At 41.2% G+C, this 16,777-nt stretch carries 18 protein-coding genes and 5 pseudogenes; 4 read left to right on the top strand and 19 right to left on the bottom strand.

What is annotated here, in order from left to right; genetic code table 11:
* Window positions 1-5 precede the first annotated feature (5 nt).
* Window positions 6-887, bottom strand: a complete 882-nt coding sequence (locus PGQ33_RS06520) for a LysR family transcriptional regulator (protein WP_195502377.1) — start codon at window positions 885-887, stop codon at window positions 6-8.
* Window positions 888-1,029: 142 nt separating this feature from the next.
* On the opposite strand from PGQ33_RS06520, the gene sdaAB reads away from it, so the two are divergent.
* Entirely contained in the window at window positions 1,030-1,698 is a 669-nt protein-coding gene (gene sdaAB, locus PGQ33_RS06515; protein ID WP_195502376.1) for an L-serine ammonia-lyase, iron-sulfur-dependent subunit beta, read from the top strand.
* 20 nt (window positions 1,699-1,718) lie between these two features.
* A complete protein-coding gene (gene sdaAA, locus PGQ33_RS06510) occupies window positions 1,719-2,588 on the top strand; it encodes an L-serine ammonia-lyase, iron-sulfur-dependent, subunit alpha (protein WP_117824148.1) in 870 nt (289 codons plus the stop codon).
* A gap of 221 nt (window positions 2,589-2,809) precedes the next feature.
* On the opposite strand, the gene PGQ33_RS06505 is transcribed toward sdaAA, so the two are convergent.
* Window positions 2,810-4,534 carry an ABC transporter ATP-binding protein gene (locus PGQ33_RS06505; protein ID WP_118217469.1) on the bottom strand — a complete coding sequence of 575 codons (1,725 nt, stop codon included), beginning with the start codon at window positions 4,532-4,534 and terminating at the stop codon, window positions 2,810-2,812.
* 229 nt (window positions 4,535-4,763) lie between these two features.
* Between PGQ33_RS06505 and PGQ33_RS06500 the strand changes: the two genes are divergently transcribed.
* Window positions 4,764-5,792: a YeiH family protein gene (locus tag PGQ33_RS06500; RefSeq protein ID WP_270205488.1), complete on the top strand. Its 1,029-nt coding sequence runs from the start codon at window positions 4,764-4,766 to the stop codon at window positions 5,790-5,792.
* Between the two features lie 428 nt (window positions 5,793-6,220).
* Here PGQ33_RS06500 and PGQ33_RS06495 read toward each other — a convergent pair whose 3' ends face one another.
* The 8 genes and pseudogenes from PGQ33_RS06495 to PGQ33_RS06460 form a co-directional block, all read right to left on the bottom strand.
* Window positions 6,221-6,682 (bottom strand): Hsp20/alpha crystallin family protein, encoded by a 462-nt coding sequence (locus PGQ33_RS06495; protein ID WP_270205487.1) that lies wholly within the window; start codon window positions 6,680-6,682, stop codon window positions 6,221-6,223.
* Between the two features lie 105 nt (window positions 6,683-6,787).
* Entirely contained in the window at window positions 6,788-7,213 is a 426-nt protein-coding gene (locus PGQ33_RS06490; protein WP_008374340.1) for an Hsp20/alpha crystallin family protein, read from the bottom strand.
* 236 nt (window positions 7,214-7,449) lie between these two features.
* Window positions 7,450-7,725 (bottom strand): annotated as a pseudogene (locus PGQ33_RS17145) (ATP-binding protein); the annotation flags it as partial.
* A gap of 54 nt (window positions 7,726-7,779) precedes the next feature.
* Window positions 7,780-7,953 carry a hypothetical protein gene (locus PGQ33_RS06480; RefSeq protein WP_243014339.1) on the bottom strand — a complete coding sequence of 58 codons (174 nt, stop codon included), beginning with the start codon at window positions 7,951-7,953 and terminating at the stop codon, window positions 7,780-7,782.
* Window positions 7,950-8,111, bottom strand: coding sequence for a hypothetical protein (locus tag PGQ33_RS06475; RefSeq protein WP_243014337.1), 162 nt, complete (start codon window positions 8,109-8,111; stop codon window positions 7,950-7,952). Before PGQ33_RS06475 ends, PGQ33_RS06480 begins: the two co-directional genes overlap by 4 nt.
* Before the next feature lie 76 nt (window positions 8,112-8,187).
* Window positions 8,188-9,318, bottom strand: a complete 1,131-nt coding sequence (locus PGQ33_RS06470) for a PDDEXK nuclease domain-containing protein (RefSeq protein WP_195250583.1) — start codon at window positions 9,316-9,318, stop codon at window positions 8,188-8,190.
* Window positions 9,319-9,545: 227 nt separating this feature from the next.
* Window positions 9,546-9,656 (bottom strand): annotated as a pseudogene (locus tag PGQ33_RS16965) (TnpV protein); the annotation flags it as partial.
* An 89-nt stretch (window positions 9,657-9,745) separates the two neighbouring features.
* On the bottom strand, window positions 9,746-10,015 hold the full coding sequence (locus PGQ33_RS06460) for an integrase DNA-binding domain-containing protein (RefSeq protein WP_243263392.1): 270 nt from the start codon (window positions 10,013-10,015) through the stop codon (window positions 9,746-9,748).
* Between the two features lie 217 nt (window positions 10,016-10,232).
* On the opposite strand from PGQ33_RS06460, the pseudogene PGQ33_RS06455 reads away from it, so the two are divergent.
* Window positions 10,233-10,569: pseudogene (locus tag PGQ33_RS06455) on the top strand (LacI family DNA-binding transcriptional regulator); the annotation flags it as partial.
* Window positions 10,570-10,629: 60 nt separating this feature from the next.
* Here PGQ33_RS06455 and PGQ33_RS16960 read toward each other — a convergent pair.
* The 9 genes and pseudogenes from PGQ33_RS16960 to PGQ33_RS06410 all read right to left on the bottom strand — a co-directional run.
* Window positions 10,630-10,803 (bottom strand): annotated as a pseudogene (locus tag PGQ33_RS16960) (carbohydrate kinase); the annotation flags it as partial.
* Window positions 10,718-10,981 carry a hypothetical protein gene (locus PGQ33_RS06445; protein WP_243014353.1) on the bottom strand — a complete coding sequence of 88 codons (264 nt, stop codon included), beginning with the start codon at window positions 10,979-10,981 and terminating at the stop codon, window positions 10,718-10,720. The gene PGQ33_RS06445 and the pseudogene PGQ33_RS16960, both read right to left, overlap by 86 nt.
* Before the next feature lie 43 nt (window positions 10,982-11,024).
* Window positions 11,025-11,132: pseudogene (locus PGQ33_RS06440) on the bottom strand (Rid family hydrolase); the annotation flags it as partial.
* A gap of 33 nt (window positions 11,133-11,165) precedes the next feature.
* A complete protein-coding gene (locus PGQ33_RS06435) occupies window positions 11,166-11,606 on the bottom strand; it encodes a hypothetical protein (RefSeq protein WP_270205486.1) in 441 nt (146 codons plus the stop codon).
* Window positions 11,607-11,632: 26 nt separating this feature from the next.
* Window positions 11,633-11,866 carry a thioredoxin family protein gene (locus tag PGQ33_RS06430; RefSeq protein ID WP_008374309.1) on the bottom strand — a complete coding sequence of 78 codons (234 nt, stop codon included), beginning with the start codon at window positions 11,864-11,866 and terminating at the stop codon, window positions 11,633-11,635.
* A gap of 15 nt (window positions 11,867-11,881) precedes the next feature.
* Window positions 11,882-12,814 carry a CobW family GTP-binding protein gene (locus PGQ33_RS06425; protein WP_117556840.1) on the bottom strand — a complete coding sequence of 311 codons (933 nt, stop codon included), beginning with the start codon at window positions 12,812-12,814 and terminating at the stop codon, window positions 11,882-11,884.
* Window positions 12,811-13,149: an ArsR/SmtB family transcription factor gene (locus PGQ33_RS06420; RefSeq protein WP_270205485.1), complete on the bottom strand. Its 339-nt coding sequence runs from the start codon at window positions 13,147-13,149 to the stop codon at window positions 12,811-12,813. Before PGQ33_RS06420 ends, PGQ33_RS06425 begins: the two co-directional genes overlap by 4 nt.
* Before the next feature lie 260 nt (window positions 13,150-13,409).
* The gene (locus tag PGQ33_RS06415; RefSeq protein WP_270205484.1) at window positions 13,410-14,411 is read right to left on the bottom strand and encodes a permease; all 1,002 of its coding nucleotides are present in this window, start codon (window positions 14,409-14,411) and stop codon (window positions 13,410-13,412) included.
* A gap of 142 nt (window positions 14,412-14,553) precedes the next feature.
* Window positions 14,554-15,861, bottom strand: a complete 1,308-nt coding sequence (locus PGQ33_RS06410; protein WP_270205483.1) for a putative ABC transporter permease — start codon at window positions 15,859-15,861, stop codon at window positions 14,554-14,556.
* Window positions 15,862-16,777 lie beyond the last annotated feature (916 nt).

Below are 16,777 nucleotides of genomic sequence, written 5' to 3'. Positions count from 1 at the left end.
TTCTCTTAGTTGTCCTCCAGAGCAAACTCTGTAAATTTCTCCATCTCTTTTGTTTTAAACTTGTTTTTATGATAGAAAATCTGACGATACATCGTAATTTCTATATCTTTCACATCCAAAAGTGTGAGTTTCTTTTTCTCAATATCATCTTCCACTGCAAAACGTGGCAGGAATGAAACGCCTCCCCCATACATCAGCATTTTTTTGATAAATGCAGTATCACTGATCTCCAGCATCGGAGAAAGCTCTTTTCTTCTTAACGCCAGCTGACCATCAAGTGCCTGCCTGTAATTGGCATTGCGCTCTGTAAGATAAAAAGGCTCTTTCAGCAGATCATCAAGCAACAAATTTCTTTCTTTTGCCAATCGATGACTGACCGATGTCACAAACATAACCGGTTCTGCCTTCTCCATCACCTTGATCCAGTTGCTGTCCCATCTTGGTGTATCCAGAATATAGATCAGATCCAGTTCATTATGTTCCATCATCTGGATCAGCTTTTCCGGAGAATCTACCGTGATCCGGATAGAAACCCTGGGATACTGTTCCCTGAATTTCCTTATGATCTTTGGAAATTTCACCGTACACAGAGACTCGATCGTCCCGATGTGAAGTGGATTTTTCAATTCATCCGTATCATTCATGGATGCTTTCGCCTGATGAACATCATAAAGAATCCGGTTGGCATGCTCCAGAAATTCTTCCCCCTGCGGGGTAAGCACCACTTTCTTTCCTGTCCTGTCGAACAGCCTTTTCCCAAGTTCGTTTTCCAGCTGGCGGATCTGAACCGTCACTGCCGACTGCGAATACCCCAGCATCTCTGCCGTTCTGGAAAAGCTCTGCATCTGCGCGATCTGTATAAAAGTCTGTAATTGACGTAATTCCATCTTCTGACTCCATTATGAAAAATTTTCAACATCTTCATAAAATCTATGAATTTGTTTCACTCATAAGTTGATGGTACAATATAACTAATAAGACGTCAATCCTTTTTACGTACGTGAAACTATTTTTTACAGGAGGTTTACTATGTCCTTTATCAGTGTTTTTGATGTCATGGGACCGAATATGATCGGACCATCCAGCTCCCATACTGCAGGAGCTGCCAGAATCGCTCTGCTTGCAAGAAAGCTTCTCACCGGTTCTCTTAAAAAAGTAGAATTTACCCTTTATGGATCTTTTGCCAAAACCTATCATGGTCATGGTACGGACCGTGCTCTTCTCGGCGGTATTATGGGTTTTGCCACCGATGACGTGCGGATCCGCGATTCCTTCCAGATCGCAACAGACAATGGAATCGAATACGCTTTCATTCCGAACAACTTAGAGACCGACGTACACCCGAATACCGTTGATATCCTGATGGTAAATGAAAAAGGTCAGGAGATGACGATCCGCGGAGAATCGTTAGGCGGCGGAAAAGCCCGTCTGTGCCGGATCAATGGTGTGGAGGTTGATTTTACCGGAGAATACAGCTCGATCGTCGTTGTCCAGAAAGATGCACCGGGCGTTGTTGCTTACATTACCAAATGCCTCAGCGAACTTGGAATCAATATCGCATTCATGCGTCTGTTCCGCGAATCCAAAGGAAATACCGCTTATACCATCGTAGAATCCGATGATCTGGTACCGGAAGATATCGCAGATACAATCAGAAGAAACAAAAATGTATACAACGTTATGGTTGTTCAGATGTAATTGGAAGGAGAATACAGATTATGGATTTTAGAAATGCAAAAGAATTATTAAAAGTCTGTCAGGAACAAGACCTTTCAATTTCTGCTGTGATGCTTCAGAGAGAGCTCACAGAGGGAGAACAGGATCCGGAAGAGACAGACCGCAAAATGGATCGTGTTCTTGAGATCATGAAATCAGCCGCTTCTACTCCGATCCATACCCCGGTCAAATCCATGGGTGGACTGATCGGTGGCGAAGCAAAAAAGATCTCAGATCACAAAGATACCGGAAAAGGTCTTTGCGGAGATCTTCTGGAAAGAGCTGTCATTTACGCGATGGCAACTCTGGAAACCAATGCTTCCATGGGTGTGATCGTAGCTTCCCCGACTGCCGGATCTGCCGGTATCGTTCCGGGACTTCTGCTTGCCCTCCAGGAAACCTATGATCTTTCCGATGAACAGATCAAGCAGGGACTTTATAATGCCAGCGCAATCGGTTATCTTGCTATGCGCAATGCAACTGTCGCCGGAGCAGTCGGTGGATGTCAGGCAGAAGTCGGAATCGCATCTGCAATGGCGGCATCTGCAACCGTTGAACTGATGGGCGGATCCCCGGAACAATCCCTTGCTGCAGCATCCACTGTTCTTATGAATATGCTCGGTCTGGTCTGCGATCCGGTCGGCGGGCTGGTCGAATATCCTTGCCAGAACCGTAATGCTGCCGGTGTGGCAAATGCAACGATCGCTGCAGAGATCGCCCTTTCCGGAGTACGCCAGCTGATTCCATTCGATGAAATGCTGGAAGCGGTGTACACTGTAGGAAAGCGTCTTCCGGCAGAGCTTCGGGAGACAGCTCTCGGCGGATGCGCAACGACACCGTCTGCATGCGCAGCCTGCCATATGTGTGATTAAGCTGTGTAATGTTTTGCAAATATAGACCAGCACACACTGCTTACAATTTTACGATATAAAAAGCTTCTTTTTCAGAAACGGCCCTCCTGTTTTTCTGAAAAGAAGCTTTTTTGTTTACTTATTTTGATTTCCTCACTTACTCATGTTTTTGAGGATTGCGAGAGTGCAAAGCACGTAGCAATCTGGTATCAAAGGTGTCAAAATACCTTTTGACACCAACATCATGACATCTCATAATAATGCGCATAAATTCCACCCTGCTCAAGCAATTCATCATGATTTCCCCGTTCAGCGATTCCATTATTTGCAACCACAAGAATCTCATCCGCATTGCGGATCGTAGAAAGCCGGTGTGCGATCGTGATCGTGGTCCGGTTCTTCGCAAGCTCTTCCAGGCTCTGCTGGATCCAGCGCTCACTCTCATTGTCAAGCGCACTGGTCGCCTCGTCCAAAATCAATATCGGCGGATTCTTAAGAAATACTCTTGCAATCGAAATCCTCTGCTTCTGTCCACCCGACAGACGGGTTCCTCGTTCTCCTACAAAGCTGTCATATCCATCCGGCAGGGACATGATAAATTCATGGATATTTGCCTTCTTCGCCGCATCGATAATTTCTTCCATCGATGCCCCCGGTTTTCCATAAGCAATATTTTCCCTGATCGATCCACAGAACAGATAGACATCCTGCTGTACCAGTCCGATCTGGCTTCTCAGACTTTCCAGTGTCAGCTTTCTTACATCCTGCCCGTCGATCGTGATCACACCTCCGGTCACATCATAAAATCTTGGAAGCAGGGAACAGATTGTCGTCTTTCCACTTCCCGACGGTCCCACAAGGGCAATGGATCTGCCAGCCGGGATCTTAAAAGATACCCGATCCAGTACCGGCGTATCATCATCGCTATAATGGAAAGAAACATTTTTATATTCCACTTCACCCTTTACATTTTCAAGTGGCTCCGCATCCGGTGCATTTACAATCTCCGGCTCCGTCTCCACAACATCCAGAAAGCGCCGGAAACCGGAAAGACCTTTCTGCATCATCTCGGTAAGCTCCACAAGAATCTGGATCGGGCTGATAAAAATTCCGATGTAAAGCGCATACATGGCAAGATCGGCAGCTTCCATTTTCCCATGTGCGATCAGCCATCCGCCGAACACTAATGTGATCAGATACATCATTCCCTGGAAGAAAAGATTGCCGCTCATAAAGCTTCCCATACAATGATAGTTTGCATCCTTGGATACCAGAAATCCTTCATTGCTTTTCTCGAATTTCTCCCGTTCAATCTTTTCATTTGCAAAAGACTGCACCACACGGATTCCCGCAAGCGTATCCTGCAGACTGGAATTGACATCCCCGATCTTTCTCCGGTTGTCCATAAAAGTCTCCTGCATCTGACGGTTCTGCTTATAAGAAAAGATCAGCATAAATACAACCATCACAAGCAGCGGAATCGCCAGTCTCCAGTTAATAAGAAACAAAAATGTAAACGAACCAACGATTTTAATTACGGATATAAATAAATTCTCCGGTCCATGGTGTGCAAACTCGGAAATATCAAACAGATCCGACACCAGCTTGCTCATCATCTGTCCGGAATTATTCTGGTCATAATAAGAAAAAGAAAGTCTCTCATAATGATCAAATAACTTCTGGCGCATATCCCGTTCCATATGTGCCCCCATCATATGGCCCTGATAACTGACATAATATTTACAAAATGTCTGTATGATATACATCACAAGCAAAGCCAGTCCGATCGGCAGAAGTGCTCCAAGGATCTGTGACGGATCCTCTGTAAATAAAGTCTTTGTCAGTGTTCTTAAAATCTGTGGAAATGCAAGATCCACCAGACTGATGATCGCCGCACAGATCAGATCCAGAAAGAATACTGTCCTGTACGGCGCATAATATTTTACAAATTTTTTCAGTGTATGCATCACTTTCTTTTGTGCAATGTCCGGATTCCCCGTTTTATCACACTTTACCTCCTTATCCCCAAAATCATATATTGTTATTATATCGGGAATCTTTCGTTATTTCCACCTTATTCTCAAATTACTTTGGGAATTTTCCTTCCTTCATCTTTTTATTCTGCTGTTTTTATGCTATGATAGGACAGATCGTTATGAGAGTAACTTATTTATTTCACTTGAAAGGGGTATTTCTATGAATTTTATAACAAAAAGCTGGAAAGGCATCTTACTTTGTCTGGTCATCGCCGTTCCATGCTGGTTCCTCGGACAGACATTTCCAATCATCGGCGGACCGGTATTCGGTATCCTTGCCGGAATGATCATTACTTTATTATTAAAAGACAAATCCATGTTTCAGGACGGTATTACTTTTGTGTCAAAGAAGGTTCTTCAGTACGCTGTAATCCTTCTCGGTTTCGGACTGAATCTCTCCGTGATTCTGGAAACCGGAAAACAGTCACTGCCAATTATCATAACAACGATTTCAACGTCCCTGATCATTGCATATCTGTTACATAAAGTTATGCATGTACCGGGAAATATTTCCACACTGGTCGGTGTCGGATCTTCTATCTGCGGAGGCTCTGCAATTGCCGCAACAGCACCGGTCATTGATGCGGATGATGAAGAAGTTGCACAGGCAATCTCTGTTATATTCTTTTTCAACATGCTCGCCGCACTGTTCTTCCCGTCACTTGGTGCACTGCTTGGATTCTCAACCAAAAGCGGGGAAGCCTTTGGTATCTTTGCCGGAACTGCGATCAACGATACCTCTTCCGTAACTGCAGCGGCTTCCACCTGGGATTCGCTCTACGCTCTCGGTTCTGCCACACTGGATAAGGCAGTTACGGTCAAACTTACCAGAACGCTCGCAATCATCCCGATCACACTGGTTCTCGCATTTATCCGGACACGCAGCTCCAAAGCCGAAGGAAAGAAAGTGGAATTTAAAAAGATTTTCCCGATGTTCATCCTCTACTTTGTTCTCGCTTCCGTGATCACAACGATCGCAACTTCAGCCGGCGTATCCGCAGATGTATTTACTCCGCTGAAGACACTCAGCAAGTTCTTCATCGTCCTCGCCATGAGTGCAGTCGGTCTGAATACAAATATCATCAAGCTGATCAAAACCGGCGGCAAGCCACTCGCTCTTGGTTTCTGCTGTTGGATCGGTATCACGATCGCCAGTCTTTCCATGCAGCATGTGCTTGGAATCTGGTAAATGAAAATCTTTCTCATACTTCAAAAGCCTTGCATAAAGCAGGGCTTTTTCTATAATACAGCTTGCCGATGCCAACAAGATGTTCCTCTTATTATCCTTATGTCCAGAAAAGGGAATGTCCATGCCATAACACTAAACATTCCCTTTCCCATGGTTGATTTTTCATTATCTGTAATTCTCCGATTCCCACATCCGAAAACTCTCTCAGATTTTATTTTTCGATTCACCACTACTATACAGCTTTTCTGATAGATATTTCTCCCTTTTTCCACATCTCAAAATACAGATCAAATCCTAACTTCATTATACTATCCAGACTTTCTCAAATTTCCATTTATATAGATGGCAAAAAGGGCAGCATACAGGATTTTGCTCCTGTATGCTGCCCTCATCATATGGTGTATTTGAAAGTTTTTAACGTGTTGTCATTATCCTTCGATACTGATATATTTCTTCTCTTCTACTGCCGGTTTTACTTCTTTCTTCGGGACAAAGAGTTTCAGGATACCATGCTTAAACTCAGCCTTGATATCTTCTTCCGTGATATCTTCACCTACATAATAATTTCTCTGGCAGGCTCCTGCGTAACGTTCACGACGGATGTACTTACCAGTTTCTTTCTCCTGCTCATCCTGATCCAGTCCTTTGGCAGCGCTGACTGTCAGATATCCGTCATTCAGTTCTGCTGTAACTTCATCTTTCTTAAATCCCGGAAGATCGATCTCCAGTTCATAACCATCTTTTTTCTCTTTGATATCTGTCTTCATCAGATTGCCTGCATGATGTCCATACAGTTTTCTCTGGATCTTACGATCTGCTTTATCATCATAAAATGGAAAATCAAAGAAATCATCAAATAAGTTATCATTAAAAATACTAGGCATTAACATAAGTCGTTCCTCCTTATAAATCTATCTGAATTTAGCTAACTTTCTTTTTAAGCGGCTGCCTCATCTGGCAGCCTTGTAACCGGACGCTTACAATCCGTATTCTGATTATCCCTCAATGGAAATGTATTTCTTCTGTTCTACAGCAGGTTTTGCTGCTTCTTTCGGTACGAACAGTTTCAATGTACCGTCTTCAAATTTGGCTTTGATGTCTTCCTGTTTGACACCGTCGCCTACATAAAAGCTTCTGCTGCAGGATCCACTGTAACGTTCACGGCGGATGTACTTGCCATCTTCAGCTTTTTCATCTTTCTTCGTGTTCGTCTCAGCACTGACTGTCAGATAACCATCTTTCAGTTCTGCTTTTACATCTTCTTTTTTAACTCCAGGCATGTTCATCGTTACTTCATAGCCTTTATCGGTATCTTTTACATCCGTTGTCATAAGTCCGGATTCACTGTAATCATATCCTCCAAATGGTTCTCCAAAGAAATCATCCAATAAGTTCTCTCCAAAAATACTAGGCATTAACATAAGTCATATCTCCTTTCAAAAGACATTTATTAATTTATTTAGCACATTCGGATTTACTCTGAAGTGTTGTTGTCATCTCAAACACCGGTCGGTGGAATCTTTATCATCTCTTTTTGTTCCCCTTCCTTTGTTCTAGCTGTAATATAACACTTATTATTAGCACTGTCAAGAGGTGAGTGCTAATTATTTTGTGAAGATTTTGTGAACGCTACGAGCAATGCAAAATGGTGAAAATTCTCTATAATCTGCAACGATTTTTCTATCTGCGTCTGTTCCTTATTAAGCGGCACTTCAGTGCCATTAGTGCCATCATCTGCGCCACATTTAACGCCATTAGCGCCATTTTTAGTGCTATTGGCGTTATTGGTATCAACCTGACCTCGATAAATATTGATACGCAAATCCACTTCGCCACCAATAAACTCCGGCTCCTGCAGTCCGGAAGCTTTTACTTTGTCTATAATTCTTGGAATGCCGCTTCCCCAATGCTCGATCAAATTCATGTAAGCAAATCCTATTAATACTTACATAAATTGATAAGATGGATATTTTATTTACTGGTTATTTTATAATTCATATTTGATAACATCATTTTCCTGCCCGATTGGAATCTCCCAGATAATATACTCCTTATCCGTAAAAAGCCCATATTCATTTCTGATCATATTTCGCTCCACATACCCGTAATATTCCAATTCTTTAATTGCTGACCTTACAGAATCAATTCCATCTCGGCTCAAAGATGCCAGCCCCTGCATCTGTAATTCCAGTCCTCTGGCAGACTTAACATCAGAGATAGCAGTCCCTTTGCCTTTAATGACAAATCTTTGTTCTTGAAATGATGGTTGCTCATTACCGTAAAATTCTTGTTTCGTTCTACACGAAAGACCTGTTCCATTCTATCTCACTTCCTTTCCAGACAGAAAAAGACGCAAGCCACATTTCTATGACTCACGTCTTTCTCTACTCATATTTTAATAATCTTTATTTTCTTTGTCTTCTTCTTTTTGTAAATAATAAAATCTCTTCTGAATTTCAATCTCTTCTCGAAGTTGTTCTTCTGATGGAAGGTAGGTTTTATATTTAGATGCAAATAATTGTTCGTGCCCATGCAATATAGAATATTTCGCAATATCTTCATCTGTATCGGAACATAAAATAATCCCTAATGTCGGATTATCCCCTTCATTTCGTTTCATTTCATCATACATACGAATATACATATCCATCTGTCCCACATCCTGATGTGTGATTTTCGACGTTTTTAAATCAATCAATACAAAACACTTCAAAATGTAATTGTAAAAAACAAGATCAATATAATAATCTTCTTTTTCAGTTCGAATATGCTGTTGTCTCGCTACAAACGCATACCCTTTCCCCAATTCCATGAGAAATTTTTGAATATGCGTGATAATTCTCTGCTCCAATTCACTTTCCGTAAAATCTGTATTAGAAGATAGTCCAAGAAATTCTGCTATTACTGGATTTTTGATAAATTCCAGCTTATCAGCCTGATAAGAAGCAGTCAGTTCTTTCATTTCTTTTTCTACAGGTTCTGCATTTTGAGACATAAGCATTCGGTAATAATACTGTGAAGAAATATTCCGTTGCAAAGTCCGAACTGACCATGCTTGCTCCTGTGCCTCTTTTGCATACCATGCTCGTGCCTCTGGTGATGTTTCCTGAAGCAAAATTCTATAATGCGTCCATGACAAGGGACGCCCAGACTTTGGACGCAGTGAGTCCAAAATTTGAGGAAATTCCTGATGAAATTTCACATATTTATAAAGACTGCTAAAGTCAAAGCCTTTGCCATATTTTTCTTTTAATTCTGATGATAGCTTTTTCATAGTTTTTTTGCCATAGTCCGCTTTTCCATTTTCATTCAGACACTCTATAGCAATTCGCTTTCCCAACAACCAGTTTCTTTGAACCAGAATTGTATCGACAGCCGCATACGCAATACTTTGTGCACTCTCCACGATTTCACATGTATCAGCAAATAAATCTCCTGTTTCATGGTAAGCAATCATACTTTTATTTAATTTTGGACTCGGTGAATCCAAACTTGTTTTTTCTTTTTCAGAATGTTTTTTTTCCATCAAAGCAACCTCCTTTTCGATAATTGTTGCGACACTGTCGCAACTTTTCCATTTTGAAGTTCCAGATTGACACCTCAAAACGATTTCTTTAAATCTCCAAAATCTATGTTCTTATTTTACCCCAACTCTTTCATTCTGCCTACTGCTATTTCATGTTCACATATAATAATGAGATCGTAATCCACGACCTCATCACCTTCATTTAAACATAAATCAATTTCCTGAGAATAATCTCTGCGAAGAAAACCATACTTGCCAAGTTGCTCCATCTGCTCACCGGATTTATAGGTGAGATTCGGGATCAGATATCCATTTACATTTGTGTACGTTATATAAATAGGACATTCGCAATCCGCTTTCGCTACTTACTCATGAACACAGTTGCTTCGCTGCCTGCGTTCATTTTCTTAGCACTCTCCATTTCTCATCATTTTGTGACCACAAATTTACGACATTTACGACAAATCTGACACTGCTTTACAATACCAGACAAAATGACTGATGCATCTGTAATAAGCAGATCATCCATATCCTTATTGATCTTCTTTTCCTTTTCTCGCAGACTCGCCAGATTAGCTGCATAAACTGAATTATGCTTTCCGGTAATTTCATCCTTGTAGCCATACTCATAACGTCCATCCGGGCGCTTGTATTCACCTGTTTTTAAATTTCTGCCTTTATTATCTTTTCTTGCCATATCAATCATTCCTTTCACTTCATTTTTCGTTATTCGGACTGATTTTTGGAGTCACTTAATTTTGATTAACCCACAGATTACTGAAAATATAGAATATAATAGTAAAATATCACAAAAATCGAGCTCAATTTTTGTAATGGGTTATGCGCTTAACCTTTGTAAATTCCACCTTTATAAGGTACCATATAATCATAATATCGTAGAAGAAGGAATGGAAATGACACAGAACAGGATTAGAATCGTAGATGTTGCAGATACGTCAGGTCTTAGTACTGCTACTGTCTCAAAAGTGATTCACGGCAAAACAGAAAAGATTTCAGATGAAACGGTAAAACGCGTCCAGCAGGAACTTGAAAGGTCAGGATATATACCGAATATGGCTGGCATTTTGCTTGCGAGAAATAATTCAAGAATTATCGGAGTGGTAGTGAATGACCATGAAAAGTATGCGGGCAGGGTTTTAGAGGATGGATTTGTGAGGTCATCGCCGAACGCTCTTTCCCATGAGGTGAATGAAAAAAGGATATTTTCTGATGATAAAAACAACCTCTGATTTCTGCTGCTTCTTCCGGACTTTCTTTATCGGTTAATAATTTTGTTTCTTCATCCGAAATTTTCATGATATCCACGTAAGGGATCAGATTTCGCATCTGTTCCTTTGCAGTTTCCTCATCCTTCCATAAGGAGGCTCTGTAATTCGGATCATATGAAATAATACTTCCTTTTTCTTTCGCTCGACGAATCGCATAATGCGTGGTGTCGCTTGCCGGCTGCTCCGTAAGCGACAGAGAACCGACATGGAAAATATTTTTCATTCAGAAGCATTCCTTCTGTCTCTACATTTTCTTTTTCCAACACGGATTTCAAAGCAAGCAGTCCGTTTTCCAATAACTTTTCCAGAATCTGGTTACATTCATTTTCTTCGTCCGTGTGAATATAAAGTTCCCCATATTCAAATTCCGGCATACTAAATACCTCTATTTTCTTGAAGCAATACACTCTACTTCCACTAATCCACCCCTTCAACAAGCTGTCCTGTTGTCATATCAATTCCAAGCTGTCCGGATACATAAACTGTATCTTCGGTATACCATCCCTGTGAGTATGGTTCGATCGCAACCGGTGCTTTATCTTTTGCTCCTTCTTTCTGTTATGCCATATGTCTGTCACGCGCCACTTTAATGCAGTCCAGACCTTTCTTTAATACAGCTGTCTGTGTTGCTACGTTCAGACGAACAAATCCTTTTCCGCATTCGCCGTAGTTTGTTCCACTGTTCAGGCGCACACCAGCCTCTGCAAATGCATTCATCAGATCATCCTGTTCCATATTCCATGCACTGAAATCAATCCACAACAGATAAGTTCCTTCTGGTTCGATCATCTTAACTTCTGGCATATTTTCTGCAAGGAAGTCTCTTACTACACCGATGTTCTTCCAGAAATATTCATTCTGCTGGTCTACATAGTAATCGCACTCGTTGTAGCAAGCCATAAGTGCTTCGATTCCAAGGTAGTTGTAATCAAACTTCTCCTTCATAATCCCATTTGAAAGAATCTGTGCCAATACGATTGATCGGTTCATCAAAATCATGAAATTTGTTTGCCATTGTTTTTACCTCATTTTTTCAATATCTTCATCATCTGTTTTTTCGATGGCACCTGACCTGCAACAACCAGTTTCCCGTCAATCATCACAGAAGGAGCCGTCATCACTCCCAGCTTTACGATCTCAACCAGATCTGTCACTCTCTCGATTTCCGTATCCATCCCGAGTTCTTCAAGACACTCCTTCACAACCGCATTTGTCTTATCACAATTTTCACAGCCACTTCCGATTACTTTTATATTCATATCCTACCTCCAGATTTAATTATTCAGTTTCATAGGAAGTCCCACACATTCTTCCCACGCTGCCGCGATTTCGCGGATCAGTGCAATTCCGATTTTGGAAATAAAAACAAGCTGAGACTTCGGCTGTGGTTCGTAAGGTGCATAATCCCGTTTTTTTCCAACTACGTCAACCTTTTCCCATCCTTCTTTTTCTACTTTAAAGAATCCCTTTACACGGAAAACATCCGGTTCAATCTTTGCAAGGAAAGCTTCCAGCTTTTCCTTCTGGATCTCTCCTGTAAAATCCATGGAAAATGTTTTCGGTTTATTTTTCGATGAATTCGTAGTATCCTCACATTCTGCCCATTTGTACAGCATCAGATCCATATCATAAAACGAACGGTCAATATTTCCATTCGCACTCTCTGTAATTGGGCATACCGGATTAATTTCACGCACTTTGTCTTTCACCTGTTCAATCTGCTCGCTACCCACCAGATCAACCTTTGTCAGAACCGCAAGATTGCAGTGTTTAAGTTGACGGTCAATTGTCTCTGAATCCCCGATCTGATCCAGAAAATTATAACAGTCCACCAGGCAGATGCATCCTCTGAAGTCATATGCCCCAGGCGCCATTACTTCTGTGGCTGCAAGAATTTCTTCTGCATTAGACGGGTCCCCGAATCCAGAGCTTTCCACAAACACATATTCCAGACCTTTCTGTGCCATCTGCGTCAGTGCATCCACAAAGGATAAACGAAGGCAACTGCAAAAAATAGAGCCTCTGTTCAATTCTATCATCTGGATATCATTATTCTGAAGCACCGTTCCGTCAATACTGATCTTTCCCAGTTCATTCTGGATTACCCCAACCTTTGTTCCTTCCATGTTTTCAAGCAGATTTCTCAAGATTGTCGTTTTCCCAGCTCCTAAGAACCCTGTCAGAAAATATAATTTAATTTTACTCATGATTCATTTTCTCCTTTTTCCGTACTACAATTGCAATTTAAAAGTCCGGCATAATCTCCCGGAATCATCAGACGCCCCACTGTCTTATAAACCTCATTCATTACGTCTATGTCCAGAGAATACTGCATCCATTTTCCTTCTTTGCGCGCCTTTACGATTCCCAGATCACACATCAGCTTCATATCATGCGATAAGGTCGGCTGTGTAATATGAAATTCCTCCAGGATCTTACAGGCACATAATTCTCCTTCGGATAACATGTCGATGATCTTCAGGCGTTTCGGATCCGACATCACTTTGAATATACGGGCATATTTTTCATAGTCTATCTGCATTTCCTTCGTAAATCGCTCCTTCCTCATGTCCGGCGGGTAGCAAATTCATATGTCTTTTCGTGCAAGCACGAATGATATTTAAATTCGCCCCACTACTTTGATAATATTACGGATTGCTCCGCAGCATTGCTGCTCCCGCAATCCTTCGTCCATTCGGAATCCGCTGATTTCCTTCGTAAATCGCTCCTTCCTCATGTCCGGCGGGTAGCAAATTCATATGCCTTTTCGTGCAAGCACGAACGGCATATGAGTTTGCTACCCTATATTATCACATTAAACCCATACCCCACAATGATGATTCCGATACAGACAATCCCGATGAATGTTCCGAGCAGTTTTTTCTTGATCGCTTTTGACAGCATTACCATAGATGGAAGTGAAAGGGTTGTCACTGCCATCATAAAGGATAAAATCGTTCCAAGTCCTGCCCCTTTTGCGAGCAGGCTTTCTGCGACTGGGATGGTTCCAAAAATATCCGCATACATGGGAACGCCTACTGCTGTCGCCAGTGGCACGGCGTACCAGGTCTGTTTTCCAAGAATGCTTCGGACGATATGCTCTGGGATCAGATTGTGGATAGCTGCCCCGATGATGACTCCGATAACGATATACGGAGCTACCTTTTTGACGGTAGCCACAACCTGATTTTTTGCATAATCCATACGGTCTGCTATTGTAAGCGACGGCGAAGCTACCTCCACATTCGGCGCCTGCCGGATAAAATCTGCTACCTGGTCTTCCATATGCAGCCGCTCAATGATCGTTCCCCCTATAACAGCTATGACAAGTCCAACAATCACATAAGCAAATGCGATCTTCCCTCCAAAGACACTCATCAGAAGAATCAGAGATCCCAGATCCACCATCGGAGATGAAATCAGAAACGAGAAAGTAACTCCCAGCGGCAATCCCGCACTGGTGAATCCCATAAAGATCGGAATTGATGAGCAGGAGCAGAACGGAGTCACTGTTCCTAGAAGTGCTCCGATCAGATTCGCCCAGATTCCATGAAATCTTCCCATAATCTTTTTGCTTTTCTCTGGCGGAAAATAGCTTTGAATATAGGATATCACAAAAATCAGCACCGCAAGCAGCACAAAAATTTTTATGATATCATACAGGAAAAAGTGAAGAAATTCTCCTGGAAACCTCCCCTCTCCCAATCCGGCTTTAACAAGAAGTTTTCCGATCAGATCTTTCAGCCAGTGCATTCCAAGAATCTGGTCCTGAAAGAAATCCCATCCGTTTTTTATGATTTTCATTCTCTCTCCCTTCCCATAGAAATATAGAAATATTTCTATATATTTTTCATTTTTTAACCGGTGCAATCTATTTCTCACACCGGTTTTCTAACTACATCTTACTCTTCATATAGAATTTTGTCAATATGTTCCCGCTTTTTTTCTAATTTATCCCCTTCGCATTTGGATAGATTTTCTTCATCTTTGCGTCACCATAATGTGCATCCGCCCACTTCTGGACGGCATTTGTCGCCTGCACACCATTTCCTCTCTCATCATATCTTACCAGTGCCACACAGGATACCAGAATGTTGCAAACCATAAATCCCAGTAAAACCCAGGTCAGAATCTTTCCTGCAACTGCCGGTATTTTTTCAATCCATTTTTCCACAGGTGGAAATAATATTTTAAACCACACAACCGCAGCAATTCCCCAGAAAAAACAGTAAAGCAGATTGATTCGACCTCCCAGGTTAAACGGGATCTTACTGTAATCCCAGAACACTTTTCCAAATACAAGTTCCGTAAACACACTGCAGAAATACTCATAAGCACCACCAAGCAATGTTCCTGTAAGGAAAAGAAAACGATCCTCTTTATCCTTATATTTGTACAAAAGTGCTGTGACAAGTGCAATTGCAAGCCCCCAGACAATGCTGAACGGTCCCCAGACCACACTGCTTCTGCTCATCCATACTCCAGCCGTCACACGACAGAAAATCGTTTCTGTGATATCTCCCAGAAAAGCACCGATCATAAACAGCATCACGATCTTATAAAAGCCGCACCCTTTTGCAAATACCTTTTCTTCGTTCTCTTCCCGGATTTCCTCTTCAATTTTTCTTGCCTTTGGATATGCTTTTTTCAGACGCTTTTCCAGACTTCCGGCAATCTTTCCCGCAATTTTTGTGCTGATCTTATCCATCCCGGCATCCGTTGCGATCCAGCGCTCCGGATTCTTACTCTTTCCGGTAAGAAGCATAAAGGAACCAAAGATATCCACAAAAAGTACACCGATCAGTGTCAGCAGCACAATATGCATCAGAAACTTCGGCAGAATATGTAATAAAATCAACGTGATCCCATTGCACCATCTCACTGCCAGATAACCGAGCACACCCCAAAATAGTGAAGCCGGAAGACAAATATATCCATCCAGGTTCCATTTGATATTTGAATAATCCCACCATCTTGCCTTGAATGCTTTTTCGATCAGATGTCCACTGACCCATTCTGCAACTGTTGCATAGACCGTTGCAAAGATAAATAGCCAGATTCCCCGAAGTTCCTGTAATCCCACTGTCATCGCAATTGCGGTCAGACCATAGAGCACACAGAACGGTCCATTTACCAGGCCTCGGTTAGCAAACTTTCTCTGCTTCAAAGTTGCCGATATCGTTTCCAATACCCAGCCACCAAAAGAATAAATAAAAAAGAGCCACAGTAATTCATATCCAGTATAGTGATTCATAGTCTTCTCCTTTGTAAATTCATGGTATCATCTTATCATGCCAACCATGAACTTACAATTGGGATTTTATCCGTAAAGATATTATATAACACCAATCGTTTTTACAACCGGTTAAACCGGTATCCGACTCCCCATACCGTCTCGATGATCTGCGGATTCCGCATATCCACATCGTCATTTCATTTCCTGTAGTCAAAATTCGGACTGCGCCTTCTGCTTTTTCTGTATATTTATTTGTTTATCATATATATTTCTCTATTTTTTATCTGTATTCCTGATTTATTTCATATATTTAAAATTATTTTATTTTTTTCAGAATTCTTATTGACATTTTGTATTTTATGAGATATTATAATATCAACAAAACAAAAGGAGGACGGACCACCAGAAACTTAATCTTAACTCCAAAGTCTAAGAAAGTAAGAGGTATGGACCAAAGGACACTTAATTTAAAACTCGGACAAATCTAATGAAAGTAAGAGGTACGGACCAAAAGGAACATAATTTAAAACCAGAACAAAATCTAATGAAAGTAAGAGGTACAGACCACCGGAAACTTAATTTAAAACCAGAACAAATCTAATGAAAGTAAGAGGTATGGACCAAAAGGAACATAATTTAAAACCAGAACAAATCTAATGAAAGTACGAGGTATGGACCAAAAGGAACATAATTTAAAACCAGAATAAATCTGATGAAAGCAAGAGGTACAGACCAATGGCAAGATAATTTATACAATATCAAATCAATGAGAGCAAGAGGTGCAGACCAATGGCATAATAATTATTGAAATTTACATAGAAAAAACTATTTGAGATAATAGTTTCAGATAGATAAGAAGTGAATAAGGAGGATAATCCAATGGATGGATCAAATTAAAATCCACTGTAGCTGAAAGATCAGATACAGTGGATTT

The sequence above is a fragment of the Coprococcus sp. AM100_B19A genome, from assembly GCF_027662015.1.
Taxonomy (GTDB): domain Bacteria; phylum Bacillota; class Clostridia; order Lachnospirales; family Lachnospiraceae; genus Allocoprococcus; species Allocoprococcus comes.
This window is presented reverse-complemented; position numbering and strand designations above follow the sequence as displayed.

Bases quoted from the DNA above. Each gene is read 5' to 3' on its own strand.
- PGQ33_RS06520 (WP_195502377.1), bottom strand. From the start codon at position 887: ATGGAATTACGTCAATTACAGACTTTTATACAGATCGCGCAGATGCAG.
- sdaAB (WP_195502376.1), top strand. From the start codon at position 1,030: ATGTCCTTTATCAGTGTTTTTGATGTCATGGGACCGAATATGATCGGA.
- sdaAA (WP_117824148.1), top strand. From the start codon at position 1,719: ATGGATTTTAGAAATGCAAAAGAATTATTAAAAGTCTGTCAGGAACAA.
- PGQ33_RS06505 (WP_118217469.1), bottom strand. From the start codon at position 4,534: ATGCATACACTGAAAAAATTTGTAAAATATTATGCGCCGTACAGGACA.
- PGQ33_RS06500 (WP_270205488.1), top strand. From the start codon at position 4,764: ATGAATTTTATAACAAAAAGCTGGAAAGGCATCTTACTTTGTCTGGTC.
- PGQ33_RS06495 (WP_270205487.1), bottom strand. From the start codon at position 6,682: ATGTTAATGCCTAGTATTTTTAATGATAACTTATTTGATGATTTCTTT.
- PGQ33_RS06490 (WP_008374340.1), bottom strand. From the start codon at position 7,213: ATGTTAATGCCTAGTATTTTTGGAGAGAACTTATTGGATGATTTCTTT.
- PGQ33_RS06475 (WP_243014337.1), bottom strand. From the start codon at position 8,111: ATGGAACAGGTCTTTCGTGTAGAACGAAACAAGAATTTTACGGTAATG.
- PGQ33_RS06470 (WP_195250583.1), bottom strand. From the start codon at position 9,318: ATGGAAAAAAAACATTCTGAAAAAGAAAAAACAAGTTTGGATTCACCG.
- PGQ33_RS06460 (WP_243263392.1), bottom strand. From the start codon at position 10,015: ATGGCAAGAAAAGATAATAAAGGCAGAAATTTAAAAACAGGTGAATAC.
- PGQ33_RS06445 (WP_243014353.1), bottom strand. From the start codon at position 10,981: ATGCCGGAATTTGAATATGGGGAACTTTATATTCACACGGACGAAGAA.
- PGQ33_RS06435 (WP_270205486.1), bottom strand. From the start codon at position 11,606: ATGATTTTGATGAACCGATCAATCGTATTGGCACAGATTCTTTCAAAT.
- PGQ33_RS06430 (WP_008374309.1), bottom strand. From the start codon at position 11,866: ATGAATATAAAAGTAATCGGAAGTGGCTGTGAAAATTGTGATAAGACA.
- PGQ33_RS06425 (WP_117556840.1), bottom strand. From the start codon at position 12,814: ATGAGTAAAATTAAATTATATTTTCTGACAGGGTTCTTAGGAGCTGGG.
- PGQ33_RS06420 (WP_270205485.1), bottom strand. From the start codon at position 13,149: ATGCAGATAGACTATGAAAAATATGCCCGTATATTCAAAGTGATGTCG.
- PGQ33_RS06415 (WP_270205484.1), bottom strand. From the start codon at position 14,411: ATGAAAATCATAAAAAACGGATGGGATTTCTTTCAGGACCAGATTCTT.
- PGQ33_RS06410 (WP_270205483.1), bottom strand. From the start codon at position 15,861: ATGAATCACTATACTGGATATGAATTACTGTGGCTCTTTTTTATTTAT.